General features: G+C 70.8%; 18 protein-coding genes. 9 read left to right on the top strand and 9 right to left on the bottom strand.

Annotated elements, in window-relative coordinates:
* Positions 1 to 143 precede the first annotated feature (143 nt).
* The 3 genes from ACIBCU_RS29845 to ACIBCU_RS29835 all read right to left on the bottom strand — a co-directional run bounded on the left by ACIBCU_RS29845 (position 144) and on the right by ACIBCU_RS29835 (position 3493).
* Complete coding sequence (locus ACIBCU_RS29845; protein ID WP_362931973.1) at positions 144 to 2534, bottom strand: excinuclease ABC subunit UvrA; 2391 nt, start codon at positions 2532 to 2534, stop codon at positions 144 to 146.
* Between the two features lie 115 nt (positions 2535 to 2649).
* Entirely contained in the window at positions 2650 to 3063 is a 414-nt protein-coding gene (locus ACIBCU_RS29840; RefSeq protein WP_362931971.1) for a VOC family protein, read from the bottom strand.
* 10 nt (positions 3064 to 3073) lie between these two features.
* The gene (locus ACIBCU_RS29835) at positions 3074 to 3493 is read right to left on the bottom strand and encodes a helix-turn-helix transcriptional regulator (protein WP_362931969.1); all 420 of its coding nucleotides are present in this window, start codon (positions 3491 to 3493) and stop codon (positions 3074 to 3076) included.
* 213 nt (positions 3494 to 3706) lie between these two features.
* On the opposite strand from ACIBCU_RS29835, the gene ACIBCU_RS29830 reads away from it, so the two are divergent.
* Entirely contained in the window at positions 3707 to 4201 is a 495-nt protein-coding gene (locus tag ACIBCU_RS29830) for a DUF6325 family protein (protein WP_399235221.1), read from the top strand.
* Positions 4202 to 4307: 106 nt separating this feature from the next.
* Positions 4308 to 5105 (top strand): tyrosine-protein phosphatase, encoded by a 798-nt coding sequence (locus ACIBCU_RS29825; RefSeq protein ID WP_362931965.1) that lies wholly within the window; start codon positions 4308 to 4310, stop codon positions 5103 to 5105.
* Positions 5106 to 5197: 92 nt separating this feature from the next.
* Here ACIBCU_RS29825 and ACIBCU_RS29820 read toward each other — a convergent pair whose 3' ends face one another.
* Together ACIBCU_RS29820 and ACIBCU_RS29815 are read right to left on the bottom strand one after the other, a co-directional pair.
* Positions 5198 to 5734, bottom strand: coding sequence for a hypothetical protein (locus tag ACIBCU_RS29820; protein ID WP_399235219.1), 537 nt, complete (start codon positions 5732 to 5734; stop codon positions 5198 to 5200).
* Complete coding sequence (locus ACIBCU_RS29815; protein WP_399235217.1) at positions 5731 to 6306, bottom strand: hypothetical protein; 576 nt, start codon at positions 6304 to 6306, stop codon at positions 5731 to 5733. The genes ACIBCU_RS29820 and ACIBCU_RS29815 overlap by 4 nt, the downstream gene beginning before the upstream one ends.
* Before the next feature lie 229 nt (positions 6307 to 6535).
* Between ACIBCU_RS29815 and ACIBCU_RS29810 the strand changes: the two genes are divergently transcribed.
* Positions 6536 to 6940 (top strand): DUF1992 domain-containing protein, encoded by a 405-nt coding sequence (locus tag ACIBCU_RS29810; protein WP_399235214.1) that lies wholly within the window; start codon positions 6536 to 6538, stop codon positions 6938 to 6940.
* A gap of 43 nt (positions 6941 to 6983) precedes the next feature.
* Positions 6984 to 7466: a GNAT family N-acetyltransferase gene (locus ACIBCU_RS29805; protein ID WP_399235212.1), complete on the top strand. Its 483-nt coding sequence runs from the start codon at positions 6984 to 6986 to the stop codon at positions 7464 to 7466.
* A 61-nt stretch (positions 7467 to 7527) separates the two neighbouring features.
* Here ACIBCU_RS29805 and ACIBCU_RS29800 read toward each other — a convergent pair whose 3' ends face one another.
* Complete coding sequence (locus tag ACIBCU_RS29800; RefSeq protein WP_399235210.1) at positions 7528 to 7914, bottom strand: VOC family protein; 387 nt, start codon at positions 7912 to 7914, stop codon at positions 7528 to 7530.
* A 308-nt stretch (positions 7915 to 8222) separates the two neighbouring features.
* Between ACIBCU_RS29800 and ACIBCU_RS29795 the strand changes: the two genes are divergently transcribed.
* Positions 8223 to 8789 carry a DUF6328 family protein gene (locus ACIBCU_RS29795; RefSeq protein WP_362931954.1) on the top strand — a complete coding sequence of 189 codons (567 nt, stop codon included), beginning with the start codon at positions 8223 to 8225 and terminating at the stop codon, positions 8787 to 8789.
* A gap of 6 nt (positions 8790 to 8795) precedes the next feature.
* Here ACIBCU_RS29795 and ACIBCU_RS29790 read toward each other — a convergent pair whose 3' ends face one another.
* From ACIBCU_RS29790 to ACIBCU_RS29780, 3 genes are all read right to left on the bottom strand, one after another.
* Positions 8796 to 9623: a VOC family protein gene (locus tag ACIBCU_RS29790; RefSeq protein WP_362931952.1), complete on the bottom strand. Its 828-nt coding sequence runs from the start codon at positions 9621 to 9623 to the stop codon at positions 8796 to 8798.
* Positions 9624 to 9729: 106 nt separating this feature from the next.
* On the bottom strand, positions 9730 to 10644 hold the full coding sequence (locus tag ACIBCU_RS29785; protein ID WP_362931950.1) for a cation diffusion facilitator family transporter: 915 nt from the start codon (positions 10642 to 10644) through the stop codon (positions 9730 to 9732).
* 27 nt (positions 10645 to 10671) lie between these two features.
* Positions 10672 to 11031 (bottom strand): DUF6479 family protein, encoded by a 360-nt coding sequence (locus tag ACIBCU_RS29780; RefSeq protein ID WP_362931948.1) that lies wholly within the window; start codon positions 11029 to 11031, stop codon positions 10672 to 10674.
* An 88-nt stretch (positions 11032 to 11119) separates the two neighbouring features.
* Here ACIBCU_RS29780 and ACIBCU_RS29775 point away from each other — a divergent pair, with 88 nt between their 5' ends.
* The 4 genes from ACIBCU_RS29775 (at position 11120) to nrfD (ending at position 17348) form a co-directional block, all read left to right on the top strand.
* Positions 11120 to 12085: an LLM class F420-dependent oxidoreductase gene (locus ACIBCU_RS29775; protein WP_399235205.1), complete on the top strand. Its 966-nt coding sequence runs from the start codon at positions 11120 to 11122 to the stop codon at positions 12083 to 12085.
* Positions 12086 to 12247: 162 nt separating this feature from the next.
* A complete protein-coding gene (gene fdh, locus ACIBCU_RS29770; protein WP_399235203.1) occupies positions 12248 to 15520 on the top strand; it encodes a formate dehydrogenase in 3273 nt (1090 codons plus the stop codon).
* On the top strand, positions 15517 to 16419 hold the full coding sequence (locus ACIBCU_RS29765; RefSeq protein WP_362931942.1) for a 4Fe-4S dicluster domain-containing protein: 903 nt from the start codon (positions 15517 to 15519) through the stop codon (positions 16417 to 16419). The genes fdh and ACIBCU_RS29765 overlap by 4 nt, the downstream gene beginning before the upstream one ends.
* Positions 16416 to 17348 carry an NrfD/PsrC family molybdoenzyme membrane anchor subunit gene (nrfD, locus tag ACIBCU_RS29760; RefSeq protein ID WP_399235201.1) on the top strand — a complete coding sequence of 311 codons (933 nt, stop codon included), beginning with the start codon at positions 16416 to 16418 and terminating at the stop codon, positions 17346 to 17348. Before ACIBCU_RS29765 ends, nrfD begins: the two co-directional genes overlap by 4 nt.
* Positions 17349 to 17360: the final 12 nt, after the last annotated feature.

Below are 17360 nucleotides of genomic sequence, written 5' to 3'. Positions count from 1 at the left end.
CCGATGAGCAGCAGGGCCACTCGCTGTGACCTTGCACTCTCCGAAATGTGCAGGATCCGCTGGGTGGTGCTGCCTTGTCCGGCGGATCTTGAACCGACGCGCGGCCCCGCGCCGGCACCCGGGCCGACGCAGGGCCGCGCAGGTCAGGCCTTGACGTAGGCGGCGAGGTGCTCGCCGGTGAGGGTCGAGCGGCCGGCCACGAGGTCGGCCGGTGTGCCCTCGAAGACGATCCGGCCCCCGTCGTGTCCCGCGCCCGGCCCGAGGTCGATGATCCAGTCCGCGTGCGCCATGACCGCCTGATGGTGCTCGACGACGATGACCGACTTGCCGGAGTCGACGAGCCGGTCGAGGAGACCGAGCAACTGCTGGACGTCGGCGAGGTGCAGACCCGCCGTCGGCTCGTCGAGGACGTAGACACCGCCCTTCTCGGCCATGTGGGTGGCGAGCTTGAGCCGCTGCCGTTCGCCGCCGGAGAGCGTGGTGAGCGGCTGGCCGAGGGTCAGATAGCCGAGCCCCACGTCGGCGAGCCGGCCGAGGATGCGGTGTGCGGCCGGCGTGCTCGCCTCGCCGGTGCCGAAGAACTCCTCGGCCTCGGCCACCGACATCGCGAGCACCTCGCTGATGTCCCGGCCGCCGAAGTGGTATTCGAGGACCGACGCGTCGAACCTCCTGCCCTCGCAGTCCTCGCACATCGTCGTGGTGCCGGCCATCATCCCCAGGTCGGTGTAGATGACGCCCGCGCCGTTGCACGTGGGGCAGGCACCCTCGGAATTGGCGCTGAACAGCGCCGGCTTCACGTCGTTGGCCTTGGCGAACGCCTTGCGGATGGGGTCGAGCAGTCCGGTGTACGTGGCCGGGTTGCTGCGCCGGGAGCCCTTGATCGGGCTCTGGTCGACCGACACCACGTTCTCGCCGGCCGGGATCGAGCCGTGCACCAGCGAACTCTTGCCGGAACCGGCGACGCCGGTGAGGACGGTCAGCACCCCGAGCGGGATGTCGACGTCGACGTCCCGCAGGTTGTGCAGCGAAGCCCCGCGGATCTCCAGCGCGCCGGTGGGCTTGCGCACCGAATCCTTGACGGCGGCCCGGTCGTCGAAGTGGCGGCCCGTGACCGTGGAACTCTTACGCAGGCCCTCGACGGTTCCCTCGAAGCAGACGGCGCCACCCGCAGTACCGGCGCCGGGGCCGAGGTCGACGACATGGTCGGCGATCGCGATCGTCTCCGGCTTGTGCTCCACGACGAGCACCGTGTTGCCCTTGTCCCGCAGGCGCAGCAGCAGTTCGTTCATCCGCTGGATGTCATGGGGGTGCAGGCCGATGGTGGGCTCGTCGAAGACGTAGGTGACGTCCGTGAGCGAGGAGCCGAGGTGACGGATCATCTTGACGCGCTGCGACTCACCCCCCGAGAGCGTGCCCGCCGGACGGTCGAGCGAGAGGTAGCCGAGACCGATCTGCACGAAGGAGTCGAGTGTGTGCCGCAGTGCGGCGAGCAGGGGCGCGACCGACGGCTCCTCGAGCGTGCTCACCCAGGTGGCCAGATCGCTGATCTGCATCGCGCAGGCGTCGGCGATGCCGATCCGCCCGATCTTCGACGACCGGGCGGCTTCGCTGAGCCGGGTGCCGTCGCACTCGGGGCAGGTGGTGAAGGTGACCGCGCGTTCCACGAACGCCCGGATGTGCGGCTGCATCGCCTCCTTGTCCTTGGACAGGAACGACTTCTGGATCTTGGGGATCAGCCCCTCGTAGGTGAGGTTGACGCCGTTGACCTTGACCTTGACCGGCTCCCCGTAGAGGAAGGCCTGCAGTTCCTTCTTGGTGTACTCGCGGATCGGCTTGTCCGGGTCGACGAAGCCCGACTGTGCGTAGACCTGCACGGTCCACTGGCTGTCCGACTTCCAGCCGGGGATGGTGAACGCGCCCTCGGTGAGCGACTTGGAGTCGTCGTAGAGCTGGGTGAGGTCGATGTCGGAGACCGAGCCCCGGCCCTCACAGCGCGTACACATGCCGCCCGTGCGGTGGAAGGTCGCCTTCACGGTCTTGGTCTTGGCCGCGCCGCGTTCGACGGTGATCCCGCCGCTCGCCCGGACCGACGCGGTGTTGAAGGAGTACGCGCTGGGCGGACCGATGTGCGGCTTGCCGAGCCGGCTGAAGAGGATGCGCAGCATCGCGTTGGCGTCGGTGGCGGTGCCGACCGTGGAACGCGGGTCGGCTCCCATCCGCTGCTGGTCGACGATGATCGCCGTGGTGAGTCCTTCCAGCACGTCGACCTCGGGGCGCGCCAGCGTCGGCATGAAGCCCTGCAGGAAGGCGCTGTAGGTCTCGTTGATCATCCGCTGCGACTCGGCGGCGATCGTGCTGAACACCAGGGAACTCTTGCCCGAGCCGGAGACACCGGTGAACACCGTCAGCCGGCGCTTCGGGATCTCGACGCTGACGTCCTTGAGATTGTTCACGCGCGCGCCGTGCACACGGATCAGATCGTGGTTGTCGGCAACGTGCGGCGCGGGCGACCGGCTGTCCGTCCTCGTGGCCATGCTTGTCGTTTCTCCATCTGTCACACGGGCCGCCTGCGCGGTCACCGTCGGCGTCACCGGCGCGTCGCGGCGACGGTCGTTGTCTATCAGAGGACGGTCTCGTCCCGGGGCGGAATCAGCCGCGGGGCTGGTTGAAGCGCAGCATGTTGCCGGACGGGTCACGGAAGGCGCAGTCGCGGACGCCGTACGGCTGGTCGACCGGCTCCTGGAGCACCTCGCCTCCCGCCGCACGGATGCGCTCGAAGGTGGCGTCGCAGTCGTCGGTGCTGAAGATGACACCGCGCAGCAGGCCCTTGGCCAGCAGTTCCGCCATGGTCGCCTTGTCGGCGGGGGAGGCGTTCGGGTCCGCGAGCGGCGGCTCGAGGACGATCTCCACACCGGGCTGGGACGGCGCGCCGACGGTCACCCAGCGCATCCCCTCGAAGCCGACGTCGTTGCGCACTTCCAGGCCGAGGACATCCCGGTAGAAGGCCAGCGCCTTGTCGTGGTCGTCGACGGCGATGAAGCACGTCGAAAGGTTGATTTCCATGCGAACAACGCTACGGGCGGCGGAAAGCTCTCGCTTCTCCATTCCTGACCGGTCTTGTGTGGATCTTGGCGACACAGGCCGGGACGGCGGCGCCCGCGTCATGAGGTCGCGTCCGGTACGCGCTGGGGCTCTCGCCGACCAACTCGGTGAACCGCGAGCTGAACGACCCCAGCGAGGTGCAGCCGACCGCGAAGCAGACCTCCGTCACCGTGAGGTCGCCCCGCCGCAGCAGTGCCTTCGCGCGCTCGATCCGGCGCGTCATCAAGTAGCTGTACGGGGTCTCCCCGAACGCGGCGCGGAAGCTGCGGGAGAAATGGCCCGGCGACATGAGGGCGACGCGGGCGAGCGCGGTGACGTCCAGTGGCTCCGCGTAGTCGCGGTCCATCCGGTCACGGGCCCGGCGCAGCCGGACGAGGTCTTCCAAGGTCACACCACCACCATCCCACGAGCGCCGAGCGCCGAGCGCCGAGCGCCGAGCGCCGAGCGCCGAGCGCCGAGCGCCGAGCGCCGAGCGCCGAGCGCCGAGCGCGGACGGCGGCGCGCCTTCCGCCCATGTCTGCTCTGCCATCTATTTTCACAGTGCGTAACGGATTGCCCGAAGTTAAGCTGCTGTCGATCCAGAACCGCAGGGGAAGGACGCACCATGGCCGTGGGACCCGTGGAGTACCTCGTCGTCACCTTTCCCGGCGGCCGTTTCGCCGACGCGATCGCGCCCGTACTGGCCGACGCCGTCGCGTCCGAGGCGGTACGCATCCTCGACCTGGCCTTCGCCCACAGAGGTGCGGGCGGCGCCCTCGAGTACGTCGAGCTGCGGGAGATGGACCCCCAGGGGCTTGTGTCGTTCGAACCGCCGGGCGACCGGGATGCCGGGCTGCCACGGATCACAGGTCTCGATGTGCTCGAACACCTGCCTGAGGAGAGCTCTGCCGCGCTGATCGTGTGGGAGGACCTCTGGTCGGTGCCGCTCACCCGGGCGGTCCAAGAGGCGGGTGGCCTTCTCCTGGCGCACGAGCGCGTCCCGGCGGACGGCGGGGACGATGTCATCACGCTGCTCGAGAGGCTCGCCGACCTGAAGCAGCGCGGCGTTCTCACGGACGCGGAATTCGTGGCACAGAAGACAAGGATTCTCGCCGACTGACTTCCCTCCGCCGGTGTCCCGGTACCTCACGTTCCCTTTGTCGATATTCGCACGCCGTGCGACGTTGATTCCGACCTGCAGTCTGTCGGGAAAGAGGCAGTTCATCGTGCAGACCGCCCGGGCCGTCCCCGCCTCCACCGTTGTCAACCTGCGCGATCTGGGCGGCATCGCCCTGGGGCGCCACCGCCGCCTGCGACAGGGAATCCTGCTCCGCTCGGGCCAGCTGAGCGACTTCGACGCGGAGCACGACATGGCGGTGGCCGCGCTCGGCATCCGCACCGTCGTCGACCTGCGTACCGCCGACGAGCGCCGATGGGCGCCGGACCGGCTGCCGACGGGCGCGCGGCTCTTCGTCGCCGACGTCCTCGGCGACAACCCGGGCGTGACGCCGGCACGGCTCAAGGCGCTGCTCAGTGACCCGGCCGGAGCAGCCAGTCTGCTCGGCGGCGGGAAGGCGGAGGAACTGTTCGCCCAGACCTACCGGAAGATGGTCCTCTCCCCGGGAGCGGCGGCCGCCTACCGCGCCTTCCTGGACACGGTCGCGGATCCGCGCGCGAGACCGCTGCTCTTCCACTGCGCGACCGGGAAGGACAGGACGGGCTGGGCCACCGCGCTGCTGCTGATGATGGCGGGCGCGTCCCGTGACGTCGTACGTGCGGAGTTCCTCGCGGTGAACCGTGCGGTGCGCGCCGCGTTCGGGCCCGCGGTGCGGCGCTTTCTCGACGAGGGCGGGGACCCGGACATCGCGTCCGCCGTCATCGAGGCCAGGCCCCGCTATCTCGAGGCGGCCTTGGACGCGATGGACGAGCGCTGGGGCGGACTCGACGGCTATCTGGGCGAGGCGCTGCGCCTCCCTTCGGCGGTGGCCGAGCGGCTGCGCGTCGACCTGGCCGTCCCGGCCTGACCAGCCCGACCTGACCGCCGCCCCGGGCACGGGCCGGCCCGGTGCCACGCCGGGGGACGTGGCACCGGGCCGGTGTGCGGCGGCCGCGCCGCTCAGATCTTCAGCAGTTGTTCGCTGAGGTCGCGGTAGCGCTGCAGCGCGATGCGCAGCTCCTCCGTCTGGGCCTCGGTGTGCTGCTCCTGCCAGCTCGCGCGCAGGACGCGCCCGCGTTCCGCGAGGGCCTCGGTCAGGCCCGAGACGATCTGGTCGAAGGTGCTGTCCGCCTCCTCGACCGCCCGCCGGGGGCTCTCGACGAAGTCGGTGACCGCTTGCTGCATGCGGAGCGCCAGCCTGTCCTGGTGGTCCCGGGGGACCAGCGGCTCGGTGCCGGTGGTCTCGTGGTGGCCGGTCCGCTCGGCCCGTGGCACGGCAGGGGCCGTCCGCGGGGCGGGCGGAACGCTGAGATCGCCCGGTCCTCCGCTCCTCCGCTCACGGTCCAAGCTCTCTCCGGGCGTGGGTCCGGCCGCCGTTCCCGGGGCTGTGCCCCGTGCGGATCCGGGCGCCCTCCCGGGTGCGGTCACCGGGGCGTCGACGGGCGGGGGTTCCGTGGCGGAGACGGGCTCCGTCGTGTGCTCGGTACGGTTCGTCATGCTGCTGCACTGCCTTTCGCCTCGTGCCGGTCCGTCCGGGCCGGCTCGGCCGGTGCGTCCGCGAGAAGTACGTCGAAGAGGGCCCGGGACTCGATCAGGGCCTTCCTCATCTCCTCCGTGCCGCCCTGGCCGCGTACGGCCGTGTGCACCCTGCGGTAGCCGTCGACCTGGTGGGCGTGGTGGACGGAGAGGGCGGCCGTCTGCTCCTCGAAGCTGTCGCCGTCCGGGAAGCCCCGGTCGTGCGCCAGCTGTGCCAGGAGCGCGTCGGCTTCGACGACCGCGTCCCGGGGGGAGTCGATGAACTGTTCCTGTACCTCTGCCCAGCGGCGGGCGTACGCCTCACGGGCCTCCGGGCGCAGGGGCCGCTCCGACAGGGAGCCGTGCAGCTTCACCCGCTCGGAGAGCTCGCGCTCGGCCGCCGCGGTGTCGCCGTCGTGACGGGCGACCGTCCGGTCGTACTCGGGTCCGAAGCGGCGCTGCAGCCCACGCCCGCCGGTCCTGCGGCCACGGACGAGGAAGAAGGCGAGCGCGGCCACGAGGACGACGGCAACGATGATCACCACGGTCGTCATGGCCGACGCTCCCGTCGGTTCGCGGTCGGTGCGTCGTGCTGTTTCACTCTCGTCAACCCCTTCCGTTTCGGGCCCGGTTCGGTGTACAGGCCGGGCTGTGTGCAACAGGCGTGTTACCCCCTGGACGCCGTTCATGCGAGAACGCTCCCCGGTAACCTGGAATGCGGGGACCCGGACGTGCCGTACCGAACACGGTGCCGTCCGGGACGAGTTGCGAGAGGGGCGTGCGGTGACCGAGCGCAAACCAGCAGGGGTCGACTTCGAGACCTGGGTCGACCGGCAGATCCGCGAGGCCGAGGAGCGGGGCGCCTTCACCGACCTGCCGGGTGCCGGCAAGCCGATTGCCGGTCTCGAGAGGCCGTACGACCCGATGTGGTGGATCAAGGCGAAGATGGAGCGCGAGGGGCTGTCGGCGCTCCCGCCCTCCCTGACGCTGCGGAAGGCGGCCGAGGACGCCCGGCAGGAGGCGTCGCAGGCACGGTCGGAGGCCGAGGTCCGGCGCATCCTGGCCGAGACGAACGAGAGGATCCGCGAGGCGCTCGCCCGGCCTCCGGAGGGCCCGCCGCTGAACCTCGAGCCGTTCGACATCGACGCGATCGTGGCCGAGTGGCACGCCGGACGAAACGTGTGCTGAGCATCATGTGCTCCCGGCGCCGGGAGTGCGTAATACTCACCTCATGAGACCGAGCATTACGGACCGGCGCGGCGGCGTCCACGTCAGACGAGCCGTCGCGCGGGACGCCAGGCGGCTCACCCGTCTGGTCACCGCATCACGCGCCTACGAGGGTCCGTACGCGCCCATGGTCGCGGGGTACAAGGTCGGCCCCGACTACATCGAGGCCCACGTCGTCCATGTGGCCGTGGACGACGAGGGCCGCGTGCTCGGCTTCTACGCCTTGGTCCTTTCCCCTCCGGAGCTCGACCTGATGTTCGTCGCCGACGATGCCCAGGGGCGGGGTATCGGGCGGCTCCTCGTCGGCCACCTGCGCGAGGAGGCGCGCCGTGCCGGTGTCCCCGCCGTACGTGTGGTCGCGCACCCGCCGGCCGAGGGCTTCTACCACAGCGTCGGCGCCGAACGCACCGGCACCGTCGCGGCCCGCCCTCCCGCGGTGATGTGGGACCGGCCCGAGCTGACGCTGAGGACCGACGGCGGTCTCTGAGCCGAACGGCCCGGCCCCGACTCGGGGCCGGGCCGTTCATGCGAGCCGGGGGCGGAGCCGGTTACGACCAGCCGCCGTACGGGCGGGTGATGATCTCCATCCCGTGACCGCTCGGATCGGGGAAGTACACCCCTCGCCCGCCGTCGTTGTGATTGATCTCGCCGGGGTGCTTCTTGTGGGGGTCGGCGTAATACGTGATCCCCTGCGCCTCGATGCGTTCGAAGGCCGTGTCGAACTCCGCCTCCGAGATGAGGAACGCGTAGTGCTGCACCGTGAGCGAATCGGCGGGAACGGTCGCGAAGTCCAGCGTGACGCCGTTCGCGAGAACGACCGGGATGAAGGGTCCCCATTCCGTTCCGACGGTGAGACCCAGGATGTGCGCCAGGAACTCGGCGGACTCGCGGTTGTCCCGGCTGTGAACGATGGTGTGATTCAACTCGACTGACACTGTGGAATGCCTCCAACAGGCATCTCACGGGCTACCTCCACGCCTCACCCAGCCGGTGACCGACGCGCGATGCCGTACGACGATCCTAAGCGAGTAGTCACGGTGCGTCGAGGTCTGGCCTTGGCCTGCGGCCGTTGCCGCCCCTCCCGCTGCCGCTGTGGTGGTTTTCCCGGTGGCTGCCACCATGGAGAGCACCGGCCGGCGAGCCGCCCCGCACCTGACCGGCCGCCCGGCAACGCGGGTGAGCCAGGATTCACGGCCGCTTCGCGGGGCACCAGTACCACCTCTACGAGGTGGGGGAGGCATCCATGGGACAGAGACCGGTGGGCAGCGGCGGGAGCGGTACGAACCCTCGCAGCGGACGCCACGAGACCGAGGAGGAGCGGGCGGACCGGCGGTGGGGCGACCTGCTCCAGGAGCTCCGGGTCGCGCAGACCGGGGTTCAGATCCTGTTCGGCTTCCTGCTCGCGGTGGTCTTCCAGCCCCGCTTCGCCGATCTCTCCACCCTCGACCGGAACATCTACGTCGTGACCGTCATGCTGGGGTCCGCGACCGCGGCCGCGCTGATAGGGCCCGTGTCGTACCACCGGCTGCTCACCGGCCGCCGGATGAAGCCGCAGACGGTCACCTGGGCCTCACGCCTCACGAAGCTGGGCCTCGGCCTGCTCTTCTGCACGATGTGCAGCACGCTGCTGCTCATCCTGAGGGTGGCGCTGCACAACGTGGCGGCACTGTGGCTGGTCGGCGGGATGGCCTTGTGGTTCCTCGTCTGCTGGTTCGTGTTCCCGCTCTGGGCCATCGCCCGGGACAACGGCCGGCGGCCCGTCGACGGGGGAGAGGCATCTGACGCCGGGGACCCGGACCCGCGTCCCTGACCCCGGTCAGTCCTCGTCCACGCCCGCCGGGCCGCGTACGTCCGTCACGGTGAAGAGCCCGCCGTCCGGGTCCCTCAGCGTCGCCTCGTCGCCGAACCGCACGTCGCGCCGCTCCATGAGGGTCCCCCCGTTCCGCTCCGCCGCCTGGACGGTCGCGCCCACATCGGGGACCGGGAACTGCACCTGCCAGTGCGGACGCACCTGCGGATCGGGAGCGGCCTCCACGGCACCGGAGCTGATCCGGGCCAGCGGGCGGCCGTTGCAGCGTACGAGCACCTCTTCCTTCACGTACGCCACCTCGCAGCCGCCGGGCTCCCCGCTCTCCCAGCCGAGGACCTCGCCGTAGAAGATCGCGGCGTCGAAGGCGTCCCTGGTGCGCAGCCGCAGCCAGGCGTGTGCCCGGTTCCCGGACGGCGCGAGGGTGGCCGCGCGGCCTGTCCACTCCCAGACGCCGAAAGACGCTCCGTCCCGGTCGGCGGCCAGGACCGCACGTCCCTGCCCGACCGTCAGCGGGCCCACGGCCACGGTGCCGCTGCGCTCCCGGATGCGGTCCGAGACGACATCGGCGTCCCGGACCGAGAAGTAGGGCATCCAGGCCACGCCCACCTGATAGGCGGACGCGACCGCGCCGATGCCGGCCACCGGCACACCGTCGGAGCGCGCCATCAGGAAGTCCCTGCCCAGCGGTCCGGGACGGAAGGTCCAGCCGAGAACGGCGCCGTAGAAGCGCCGCGCGTCCTCGAGGTCGCGGGTCACCAGATGGACCCAGCAGGGGGCGCTCGCACCGCTCAGCACTGCCGGTTCCGGCGCGCCCCGCGGATCGCTAGGAGTCATGGTCCACTGCCTTATCGGTTCTGCGGCATGACTTCTTCGGTGCCGCGCGGCCAGGACCAGCCTCATCCGCCTCGGCGACTCCCGCAACACGCGGCGGCGGCCTCGGTCACACCCCGCCCCGGGGCGGCGCGTTCGTGATGTCGAGGAAGACGTGCTCCGCCTCCGGCCATGCCCGGGAGATCGACCGCTTGATGCGCACGGCGACCCGCTCGACCTCCTCGCTGTCGATGCCGGGCGCCAGGTCGATCCTGGCCGCCACCAGCACCGAGTCGAGACCGAGGCCCATGGTGAACAGGGCCGCGACGTTGTCGATCTCGGACTGGGAGGCGAGGAGGTCCTCCACGCCCCGGCGCAGCCCGGGTTCGGCGGACTCGCCGATCAGCCGGTCGCGCGCGTCCCTGCCGAGCCGGAAGGCGACGTAGACCAGCAGCAGGCCGATCGCCAGCGAGGCCGACGCCTCCCACACGACGTCTCCGGTGACCAGGTGCAGCACCATGCCCGCCATGGCCAGCACCACACCCAGCACCGCAGTGCTGTCCTCGGCGATCACCGTCCTCAGCGCGGGGTCACGGGCGGCGCCCTTCTCCCCGCGGAGCTGGAGCAGGGCGCGGACCAGGGAGCCGCCTTCCGCGAGGAAAGCGACCCCGAGGACGATCAGGCCCACGGTGTATCCCTCGGGTGACTCCTGCTCGTCCCGGCCCAGTGCCTCGAAGCCCTGGAAGAACGAGAAACAGCCCCCCACGACGAAGATCCCGACGGCCGCGAGCAGCGACCAGAAGTAGCGCTCCTTGCCGTACCCGAAGGGGTGATGGGCGTCGGGAGGGCGGCGGCTGCGCCTCAGCGCGGCCAGCAGGAAGACTTCGTTCACGCTGTCCGCCACGGAGTGGGCGGCCTCGGACAGGAGGGCGGGGGATCCCGACAGGAATCCCCCCACCCCCTTGGCCACAGCGATGACAAGATTGGCCGCGAGCGCGACCAGGACCGTGATCCGGGTCCTGCGGTCGGACTTCGACCGGTTCATCTTTCCCCCCAACCGTCTGCGCCTCCGTCAGTCGCGTGGGCGCTCGGGGTCGGGGGTGGTGTCCGGGGCGGTGTCGGGCGGGATCACCTCATTGCCGTGGCCGCCGAGCTCGTACGGCGACATGGCCCGGCCGTTCTCGGGGAAGTTGTCCGAGCTGTGCCGGCCGCTCTCCTGGATCTCCGTCCGGTGATCCGGACGCGGCGGCTGCTCATCGGGGCGCGGCGGCCGTGACTCCTTGTCCCGGCGGCGCATCCCGAACCAGAATCCTCCGATCAGCAGAAGCACCACCAGCAGACCGACGATGCCGATGATTACGCCTACCGCGCCCGGCCCGCCACCGTCGCCGGTGCTGGCGAGCGATTCCCATGCTCCATGCGTTACGTCCATGCATGGCGCATACCCCGGGGAGTCGATCACAGACAGCCATTGACATGAATTCATGTTTTATGGCGATGTCACGGTAAAAGAGTTTCATATGGTTCAGATCGGCTACACGATGATGACCGAGCAAGCGGGCCCCCGCGCCCTCGTCCGGGACGTGGTCGCGGCGGAAGACGCCGGGTTCGACTTCTCCGTCACCTCCGACCACTACTTCCCCTGGTTGGGTTCCCAGGGACACGCGCCTTACGCCTGGTCGGTCCTGGGAGCCGCCGCGCAGGCCACGTCCCGGATCCCGCTGATGACGTACGTGACCTGCCCGACCACCCGTTACCACCCGGCAGTGGTCGCGCAGAAGGCGGCGACGCTCCAACTCCTCGCCGAGGGCCGCTTCCGTCTCGGCCTCGGTTCCGGGGAGAGCCTCAACGAACACGTCGTGGGCGCGGGATGGCCCTCCGCCCATGTGCGGCTGGAGATGCTCGAAGAGGCCGTCCAGATCATCCGCGCCCTCTTCGACGGGGGCTACGTCAACCATCACGGCACCCACTTCGACGTGGAGAACGCCACGCTCTGGGACCTGCCCGACAAGCGTGTCCCCATCGGCATCGCGGTCTCCGGGGAGAAGTCCTGCGCACTCGCGGGAACTCTGGGCGACCTGGTCATCGCGACCGAACCCAAGAGCGAACTCCTGAGCGCGTTCGACCGCCACGGCGGGGCCGGCAAGCCGCGCGTGGGACAGGTGCCCGTCTGCTACGACACCGACCGGGACGCTGCCGTCGCCCGCGCCCACGACCAGTTCCGCTGGTCGCTCGGCGGCTGGAAGGTCAACTCGGAGCTGCCCGGCCCCTCCGCCTTCGAGCAGGCGACCCAGTTCGTCCGCAAGGACGACATCGCCGGAGCGATCCCGTGCGGCTCGGACGTCGAGGCGTTCGTCGAGGCCGTACGTCCCTACAGCGAGGCGGGCTTCACCGAGGTCGCTCTGGTCCAGATCGGCGGGGCCCACCAGCAGCCCTTCATCGACTGGGCCCGGAGCACGCTCCTGCCGGCACTCCGCGAACTGTAGGCGGCGGCCCGGTTCACGGCGCGGGCGGGCGGTCACGTTTCCCCGCCGCACACCGGGTACGAGATCTTTCGCGGCCCTGCCCGTCGGAACACCGCTCGTGTCGCCGACACGGAGCCGTGGGGTGAGCCTGGAGTCAGTCCCCGGACCGCTGGAGGAAATGCGATGGGAGCAGGTAACCCGCTCGGCCGCTGGCCCGTGTTCCGGCAGCTGACCGGCGGTGATCCTCTGGGCAGAGGACGGGCGGTGGTGTCGCGGGAGACGGAAGAGGCCCGGCCCCGCACGGCCACGGCGGACCGCGTCGTCAAGTCCGTCTGCCCGTACTGCGCCGTGGGCTGCGGCCAGCAGGTGTACGTCAAGGACGACCGCGTCGTCCAGATCGAGGGCGATCCGGACTCACCTGTCAGTCGCGGCAGGCTGTGTCCCAAGGGCTCCTCGACGCTCCAGCTCACCACCGGCCCGGCCCGCCGCCACCAGGTGCTGTACCGGCGCCCGTACGCAGCCGACTGGGAGCCGCTCGACCTGGAGACGGCGATGGACATGGTCGCGGACCGTGTCGTCGAGACCCGGCGCAGGACCTGGCAGTGGGAGCACGAAGGACTCCGTACGGCACGCACCCTGGGCATCGCCAGCCTCGGCGGCGCCACCCTGGACAACGAAGAGAACTACCTGATCAAGAAGCTCTTCACCGGGCTCGGCATCGTGCAGGTGGAGAACCAGGCGCGGGTCTGCCACAGCTCCACCGTGTCAGGCCTCGGCACCTCGTTCGGCCGGGGCGGAGCGACCACCTTCATGCAGGACCTCCAGCACGCGGACTGCATCATCATCCAGGGGTCGAACTTCGCCGAGGCCCACCCGGTCGGCTTCCAGTGGGTGATGGAGGCGAAGGCGCGCGGCGCCCGGATCATCCATGTGGACCCGCGCTTCACCCGCACGAGCGCACTCTCCGACCTTTTCGTGCCCATCCGGGCCGGCAGCGACATCGCGTTCCTCGGCGGCATCATCAACCACGTCCTCAGCGAGGAGAAGGACTTCCGGGAGTACGTCCTCAACTACACCAACGCCGCCACGCTGGTCGGCGACGACTTCAGGGACACCGAGGACCTCGACGGCGTCTTCTCCGGCCTGGACGAGGAGCGGGGCCACTACGACCCCCGCACCTGGCAGTACCGGGACACCGAGGTGCAGGCGCCCTCCGGGGACGTGGACGAGCAGTACGGGGAGCGCGCGGGAGACGACGACGCGCACGAACGGGTCCACGCCGCGGCGGAGTCCGAGACCCACGGGTCGGGAGGCGCGCAGGCGGGCGCGTGGCCGCCGCGCGACGAAACCCTTCAGGACCCCCGCTGTGTCTACCAGATCCTCAAGCGTCACTACGCCCGCTACACCCCCGAGATGGTCGAGGAGATCACCGGGGTGAAGCGCGAGGTCTTCCTGGAGGTCTGCGACGCGCTGACCTCCAACTCCGGACGGGAGCGGACCACCGCCTTCGCGTACGCCGTCGGCTGGACCCAGCACACCACCGGCGCCCAGTGCATCCGCGCGGCGAGCGTCCTCCAGCTGCTCCTCGGCAACGTCGGGCGGCCCGGAGGCGGCATCCAGGCCCTGCGCGGACACGCGTCGATCCAGGGCTCCAGCGACATCCCGACCCTCTTCAACCTGCTGCCGGGCTATCTGCCGATGCCGCACGCCCACGCCCACGAGAACCTCGACGCGTTCATCCGGGCGAGCCGCACCGACAAGGGCTTCTGGGGCAACATGCGCGCCTACTTCGTCAGCCTGCTCAAGGCCTACTACGGCGACGCGGCGACGGCCGAGAACGACTTCTGCTTCGACCACCTGCCCCGCCTCACCGGCTCCCACGGCACGTACGAGACGGTGATGGCGCAACTGGCGGGGGAGTGCAAGGGCTACTTCCTCATGGGGGAGAACCCTGCCGTCGGGTCAGCCAACACACGGCTGCAGCGGCTCGGCATGGCCCAGCTCGAATGGCTGGTCGTCCGCGACTTCTCGCTCATCGAGTCCGCGACCTGGTGGCAGGACGGCCCGGAGACCGAGACCGGGGAGATGACCACCGGGGAGATCGGCACCGAGGTCTTCTTCTTCCCGGCGGCCGCGCACACCGAGAAGTCCGGCTCCTTCACCAACACCAACCGGTGGCTCCAGTGGCACCACGCGGCCGTCGAGCCCGAGGGCGACGCGCGCAGCGACCTCTGGTTCATGTACCACCTGGGCCGGCGCGTCAAGGAGCGGCTCGCGGCGTCCACCGATCCGATGGACAGGGCCGTCCAGGACCTGACCTGGGACTACCCCGTCGACGGGCCGCTCGACGAACCGGTGTCGGCGGCGGTCCTGGCCGAGATCAACGGGCACGGCCCGGACGGCGCCCCGCTCTCCGCCTACACCGAGCTCAAGGACGACGGTTCGACCCGGTGCGGGTGCTGGATCTACTGCGGGGTGTACGCGGACGGAGTCAACCAGGCCGCCCGCCGCAAGCCCCACACGGAACAGGACTGGGTGGCGGCCGAATGGGCCTGGGCCTGGCCCGCCAACCGGCGCATCCTCTACAACCGGGCCTCGGCGGCCCCCGACGGCAGCCCGTGGAGCGACCGCAAGGCCTACGTCTGGTGGGACGACGTCGAAGGCCGGTGGACCGGGCACGACGTCCCGGACTTCGTCCCGGACCGTGCCCCCGGACACGTACCTCCTCCCGGCGCCGAGGGGCCCGACGCGCTCCGCGGCGACGACCCGTTCATCATGCAGGCCGACGGCAAGGGCTGGCTCTACGCCCCCGCCGGCCTGGAGGACGGCCCGCTGCCCACGCACTACGAACCGCAGGACTCGCCCTTCACCAACGCGCTCCACCCCTCGCGCTCCCGCTCGCCGGTCAGGCAGCTGCACCCCCGTGAGGGCAACCGCTACCACCCCAGCGGCGACGAGCCGGGCGCGGACGTGTATCCGTACGTCGTCACCACCCACCGCCTCACCGAACACTTCACGGCGGGCGGGATGAGCCGCTGGTCGCCCTATCTGTCCGAGCTGCAGCCGGAGTTCTTCTGCGAGGTGTCGCCGCTGCTCGCCTCGGAGAGAGGGCTGGAGCACGGCGGCTGGGCCACGATCGTCACGGCGCGCAACGCCGTCGAGGCCCGCGTCATGGTGACCCGCCGGATCACGCCCCTGACCGTCAGGGGCCGGACCGTGCACCAGATCGGCCTGCCCTTCCACTGGGGCCCCAACGGCATCTCCACCGGCGACGCGGCCAACGAACTGGTGGCCATCGCGCTCGACCCCAACGCCCTGATCCAGGAGGACAAGGCGCTCACCGCCGACATCCGGCCCGGACGCAGGCCCAGGGGACCCGCACTGCCCGAACTCGTCGCGGAGTACCGCCGCCGGGCCGGGATCACGGAGACCACCGGAACGCAGGAGACGCCGTGAGGAACAACCTCTTCAGCGGGCCCGAGCCCGACCCGGCGGGCGACGCCGGACACGAGAACGCCCCGCCGCGCGTGGGGTTCTTCACCGACACCTCCGTCTGCATCGGCTGCAAGGCGTGCGAGGTCGCCTGCAAGGAGTGGAACACCCTCCCCGAGGACGGGCTCTCGCTGACCGGTATGTCGTACGACAACACCGGCGGCCTGGGCGCCTCCACCTGGCGCCACGTCGCCTTCATCGAACAGCCCGTGCCCGCCGGACGTACGGAACTGCCGCTCGTCGAGCCGGGCCCCGGGCAGCCGGAGGACGCCTCCGGCGTCCGGTGGCTGATGTCCTCGGACGTCTGCAAGCACTGCACCCACGCCGCGTGCCTGGACGTCTGCCCGACCGGATCGCTGTTCCGCACGGAGTTCGGCACGGTCGTCGTCCAGGAGGACATCTGCAACGGCTGCGGCTACTGCGTGCCCGCCTGCCCCTACGGCGTGATCGAGCAACGCCCCGCGGACGGCCGGGCGTTCAAGTGCACCATGTGCTACGACCGTCTCGGCGCCGGGCAGGAGCCGGCCTGCGCCAAGGCCTGCCCCACCGAGTCCATCCAGTTCGGCCCGCTGGACGAACTGCGGGAACGCGCCGCGCTTCGGGTGGAGCAGCTGCACGGGGCCGGGGTGACCGAGGCACGGCTGTACGGCCATGAACCGGACAACGGGGTCGGGGGAGACGGGGCGTTCTTCCTCCTCATGGACGAGCCCGAGGTGTACGGCCTGCCCCCGGACCCCGTGGTCACCACCCGGGACCTGCCGGCCATGTGGCGTCACGCGGGCATCGCCGCACTGTCGCTGGCCACGGGCGCCGCCCTCTCGTTCGCCCTTCCCGTACTCACCCGAAGGAGCGGCCGGACATGACCAGCAGCACGCCCAGCAGGAAGGCAGGCCGTGCCGAGCCCGTCTCCTACTACGGCAGGCCCGTCATCAAAGCACCGTCGTGGTCCGCCCGGGACATCGCCGGATACTTCTTCCTCGGCGGACTGGCGGGGGCCGGTTCCGTGGTCGCCGCCGGAGCCCAGCTGACCGGCCGTGGCACCACCGCCAAGGCCCTGAAAGTGTCCTCCCTCGCGGCCGTCAGCCTCTCCGCGGCGGCGCTCGTCCACGACCTGGGCCGCCCGTCGCGGTTCCCCTACATGTTCCGCGTCTTCAAGCCGACCTCCCCGATGAGCATGGGCTCCTGGCTGCTCTCCGGCTACGGACCGGCCGCGGGTGCGGCCGCCCTCACCGCGGTCACCGACCGGCTGCCCAGGACCGGTGCGGCGGCCACCGCGGCCGCCGCTGTCCTGGGGCCCGTCCTGGCGACGTACACCGCGGTCCTGGCCGCCGACACCGCCGTACCGGCCTGGCACGGTGCACACCGCGAGCTCCCCTATCTCTTCGCGGCGTCGGCCACCGCCGCGGCGGCCGGAATGGCCCTGGTCGCCGGGCCCGTCCACGAGAACGCCCCGGCCCGGTACGCCTCCGTACTCGCGGCCGTCGCCGACGGCGCCGCGAGCCGGGCCATGGAACACCGTCTCGGCACCGTCGCGGTGACCTGCCGTGAGGGCCGTGCCGGGACGCTGATGCGCGCGGCACGCGGGCTGACCGCGGCCGGCGCGGCGGCGGCCCTCCTGCTCGGACACCGCAGCCGCCCCGTCGCCGCAGCCGCGGGCCTCGCGCTGCTCGCGGGCTCGGCCTGCACACGCTTCGGGGTCTTCGCGGCGGGAATCGCCTCCGCCGAGGACCCCGTACACACGGTCGGCCCCCAGCGTGAGGCCGCCGAGCAGCGCTCACAGCGCTCCCAGTGAAAGGAACCCAGG

It is taken from the genome of Streptomyces sp. NPDC051064 (assembly GCF_044455985.1).
In the GTDB taxonomy this organism is placed as follows: domain Bacteria; phylum Actinomycetota; class Actinomycetes; order Streptomycetales; family Streptomycetaceae; genus Streptomyces.
This window is presented reverse-complemented; position numbering and strand designations above follow the sequence as displayed.

Excerpts from the sequence above, each read along its gene's own strand:
- ACIBCU_RS29820 (WP_399235219.1), bottom strand. The coding sequence starts at position 5,734 with ATGACGAACCGTACCGAGCACACGACGGAGCCCGTCTCCGCCACGGAA.
- ACIBCU_RS29795 (WP_362931954.1), top strand. The coding sequence starts at position 8,223 with ATGGGACAGAGACCGGTGGGCAGCGGCGGGAGCGGTACGAACCCTCGC.
- fdh (WP_399235203.1), top strand. The coding sequence starts at position 12,248 with ATGGGAGCAGGTAACCCGCTCGGCCGCTGGCCCGTGTTCCGGCAGCTG.
- ACIBCU_RS29830 (WP_399235221.1), top strand. The coding sequence starts at position 3,707 with ATGGCCGTGGGACCCGTGGAGTACCTCGTCGTCACCTTTCCCGGCGGC.
- ACIBCU_RS29840 (WP_362931971.1), bottom strand. The coding sequence starts at position 3,063 with ATGGAAATCAACCTTTCGACGTGCTTCATCGCCGTCGACGACCACGAC.
- ACIBCU_RS29815 (WP_399235217.1), bottom strand. The coding sequence starts at position 6,306 with ATGACGACCGTGGTGATCATCGTTGCCGTCGTCCTCGTGGCCGCGCTC.
- nrfD (WP_399235201.1), top strand. The coding sequence starts at position 16,416 with ATGACCAGCAGCACGCCCAGCAGGAAGGCAGGCCGTGCCGAGCCCGTC.
- ACIBCU_RS29775 (WP_399235205.1), top strand. The coding sequence starts at position 11,120 with ATGGTTCAGATCGGCTACACGATGATGACCGAGCAAGCGGGCCCCCGC.
- ACIBCU_RS29780 (WP_362931948.1), bottom strand. The coding sequence starts at position 11,031 with ATGGACGTAACGCATGGAGCATGGGAATCGCTCGCCAGCACCGGCGAC.
- ACIBCU_RS29785 (WP_362931950.1), bottom strand. The coding sequence starts at position 10,644 with ATGAACCGGTCGAAGTCCGACCGCAGGACCCGGATCACGGTCCTGGTC.
- ACIBCU_RS29845 (WP_362931973.1), bottom strand. The coding sequence starts at position 2,534 with ATGGCCACGAGGACGGACAGCCGGTCGCCCGCGCCGCACGTTGCCGAC.
- ACIBCU_RS29790 (WP_362931952.1), bottom strand. The coding sequence starts at position 9,623 with ATGACTCCTAGCGATCCGCGGGGCGCGCCGGAACCGGCAGTGCTGAGC.
- ACIBCU_RS29805 (WP_399235212.1), top strand. The coding sequence starts at position 6,984 with ATGAGACCGAGCATTACGGACCGGCGCGGCGGCGTCCACGTCAGACGA.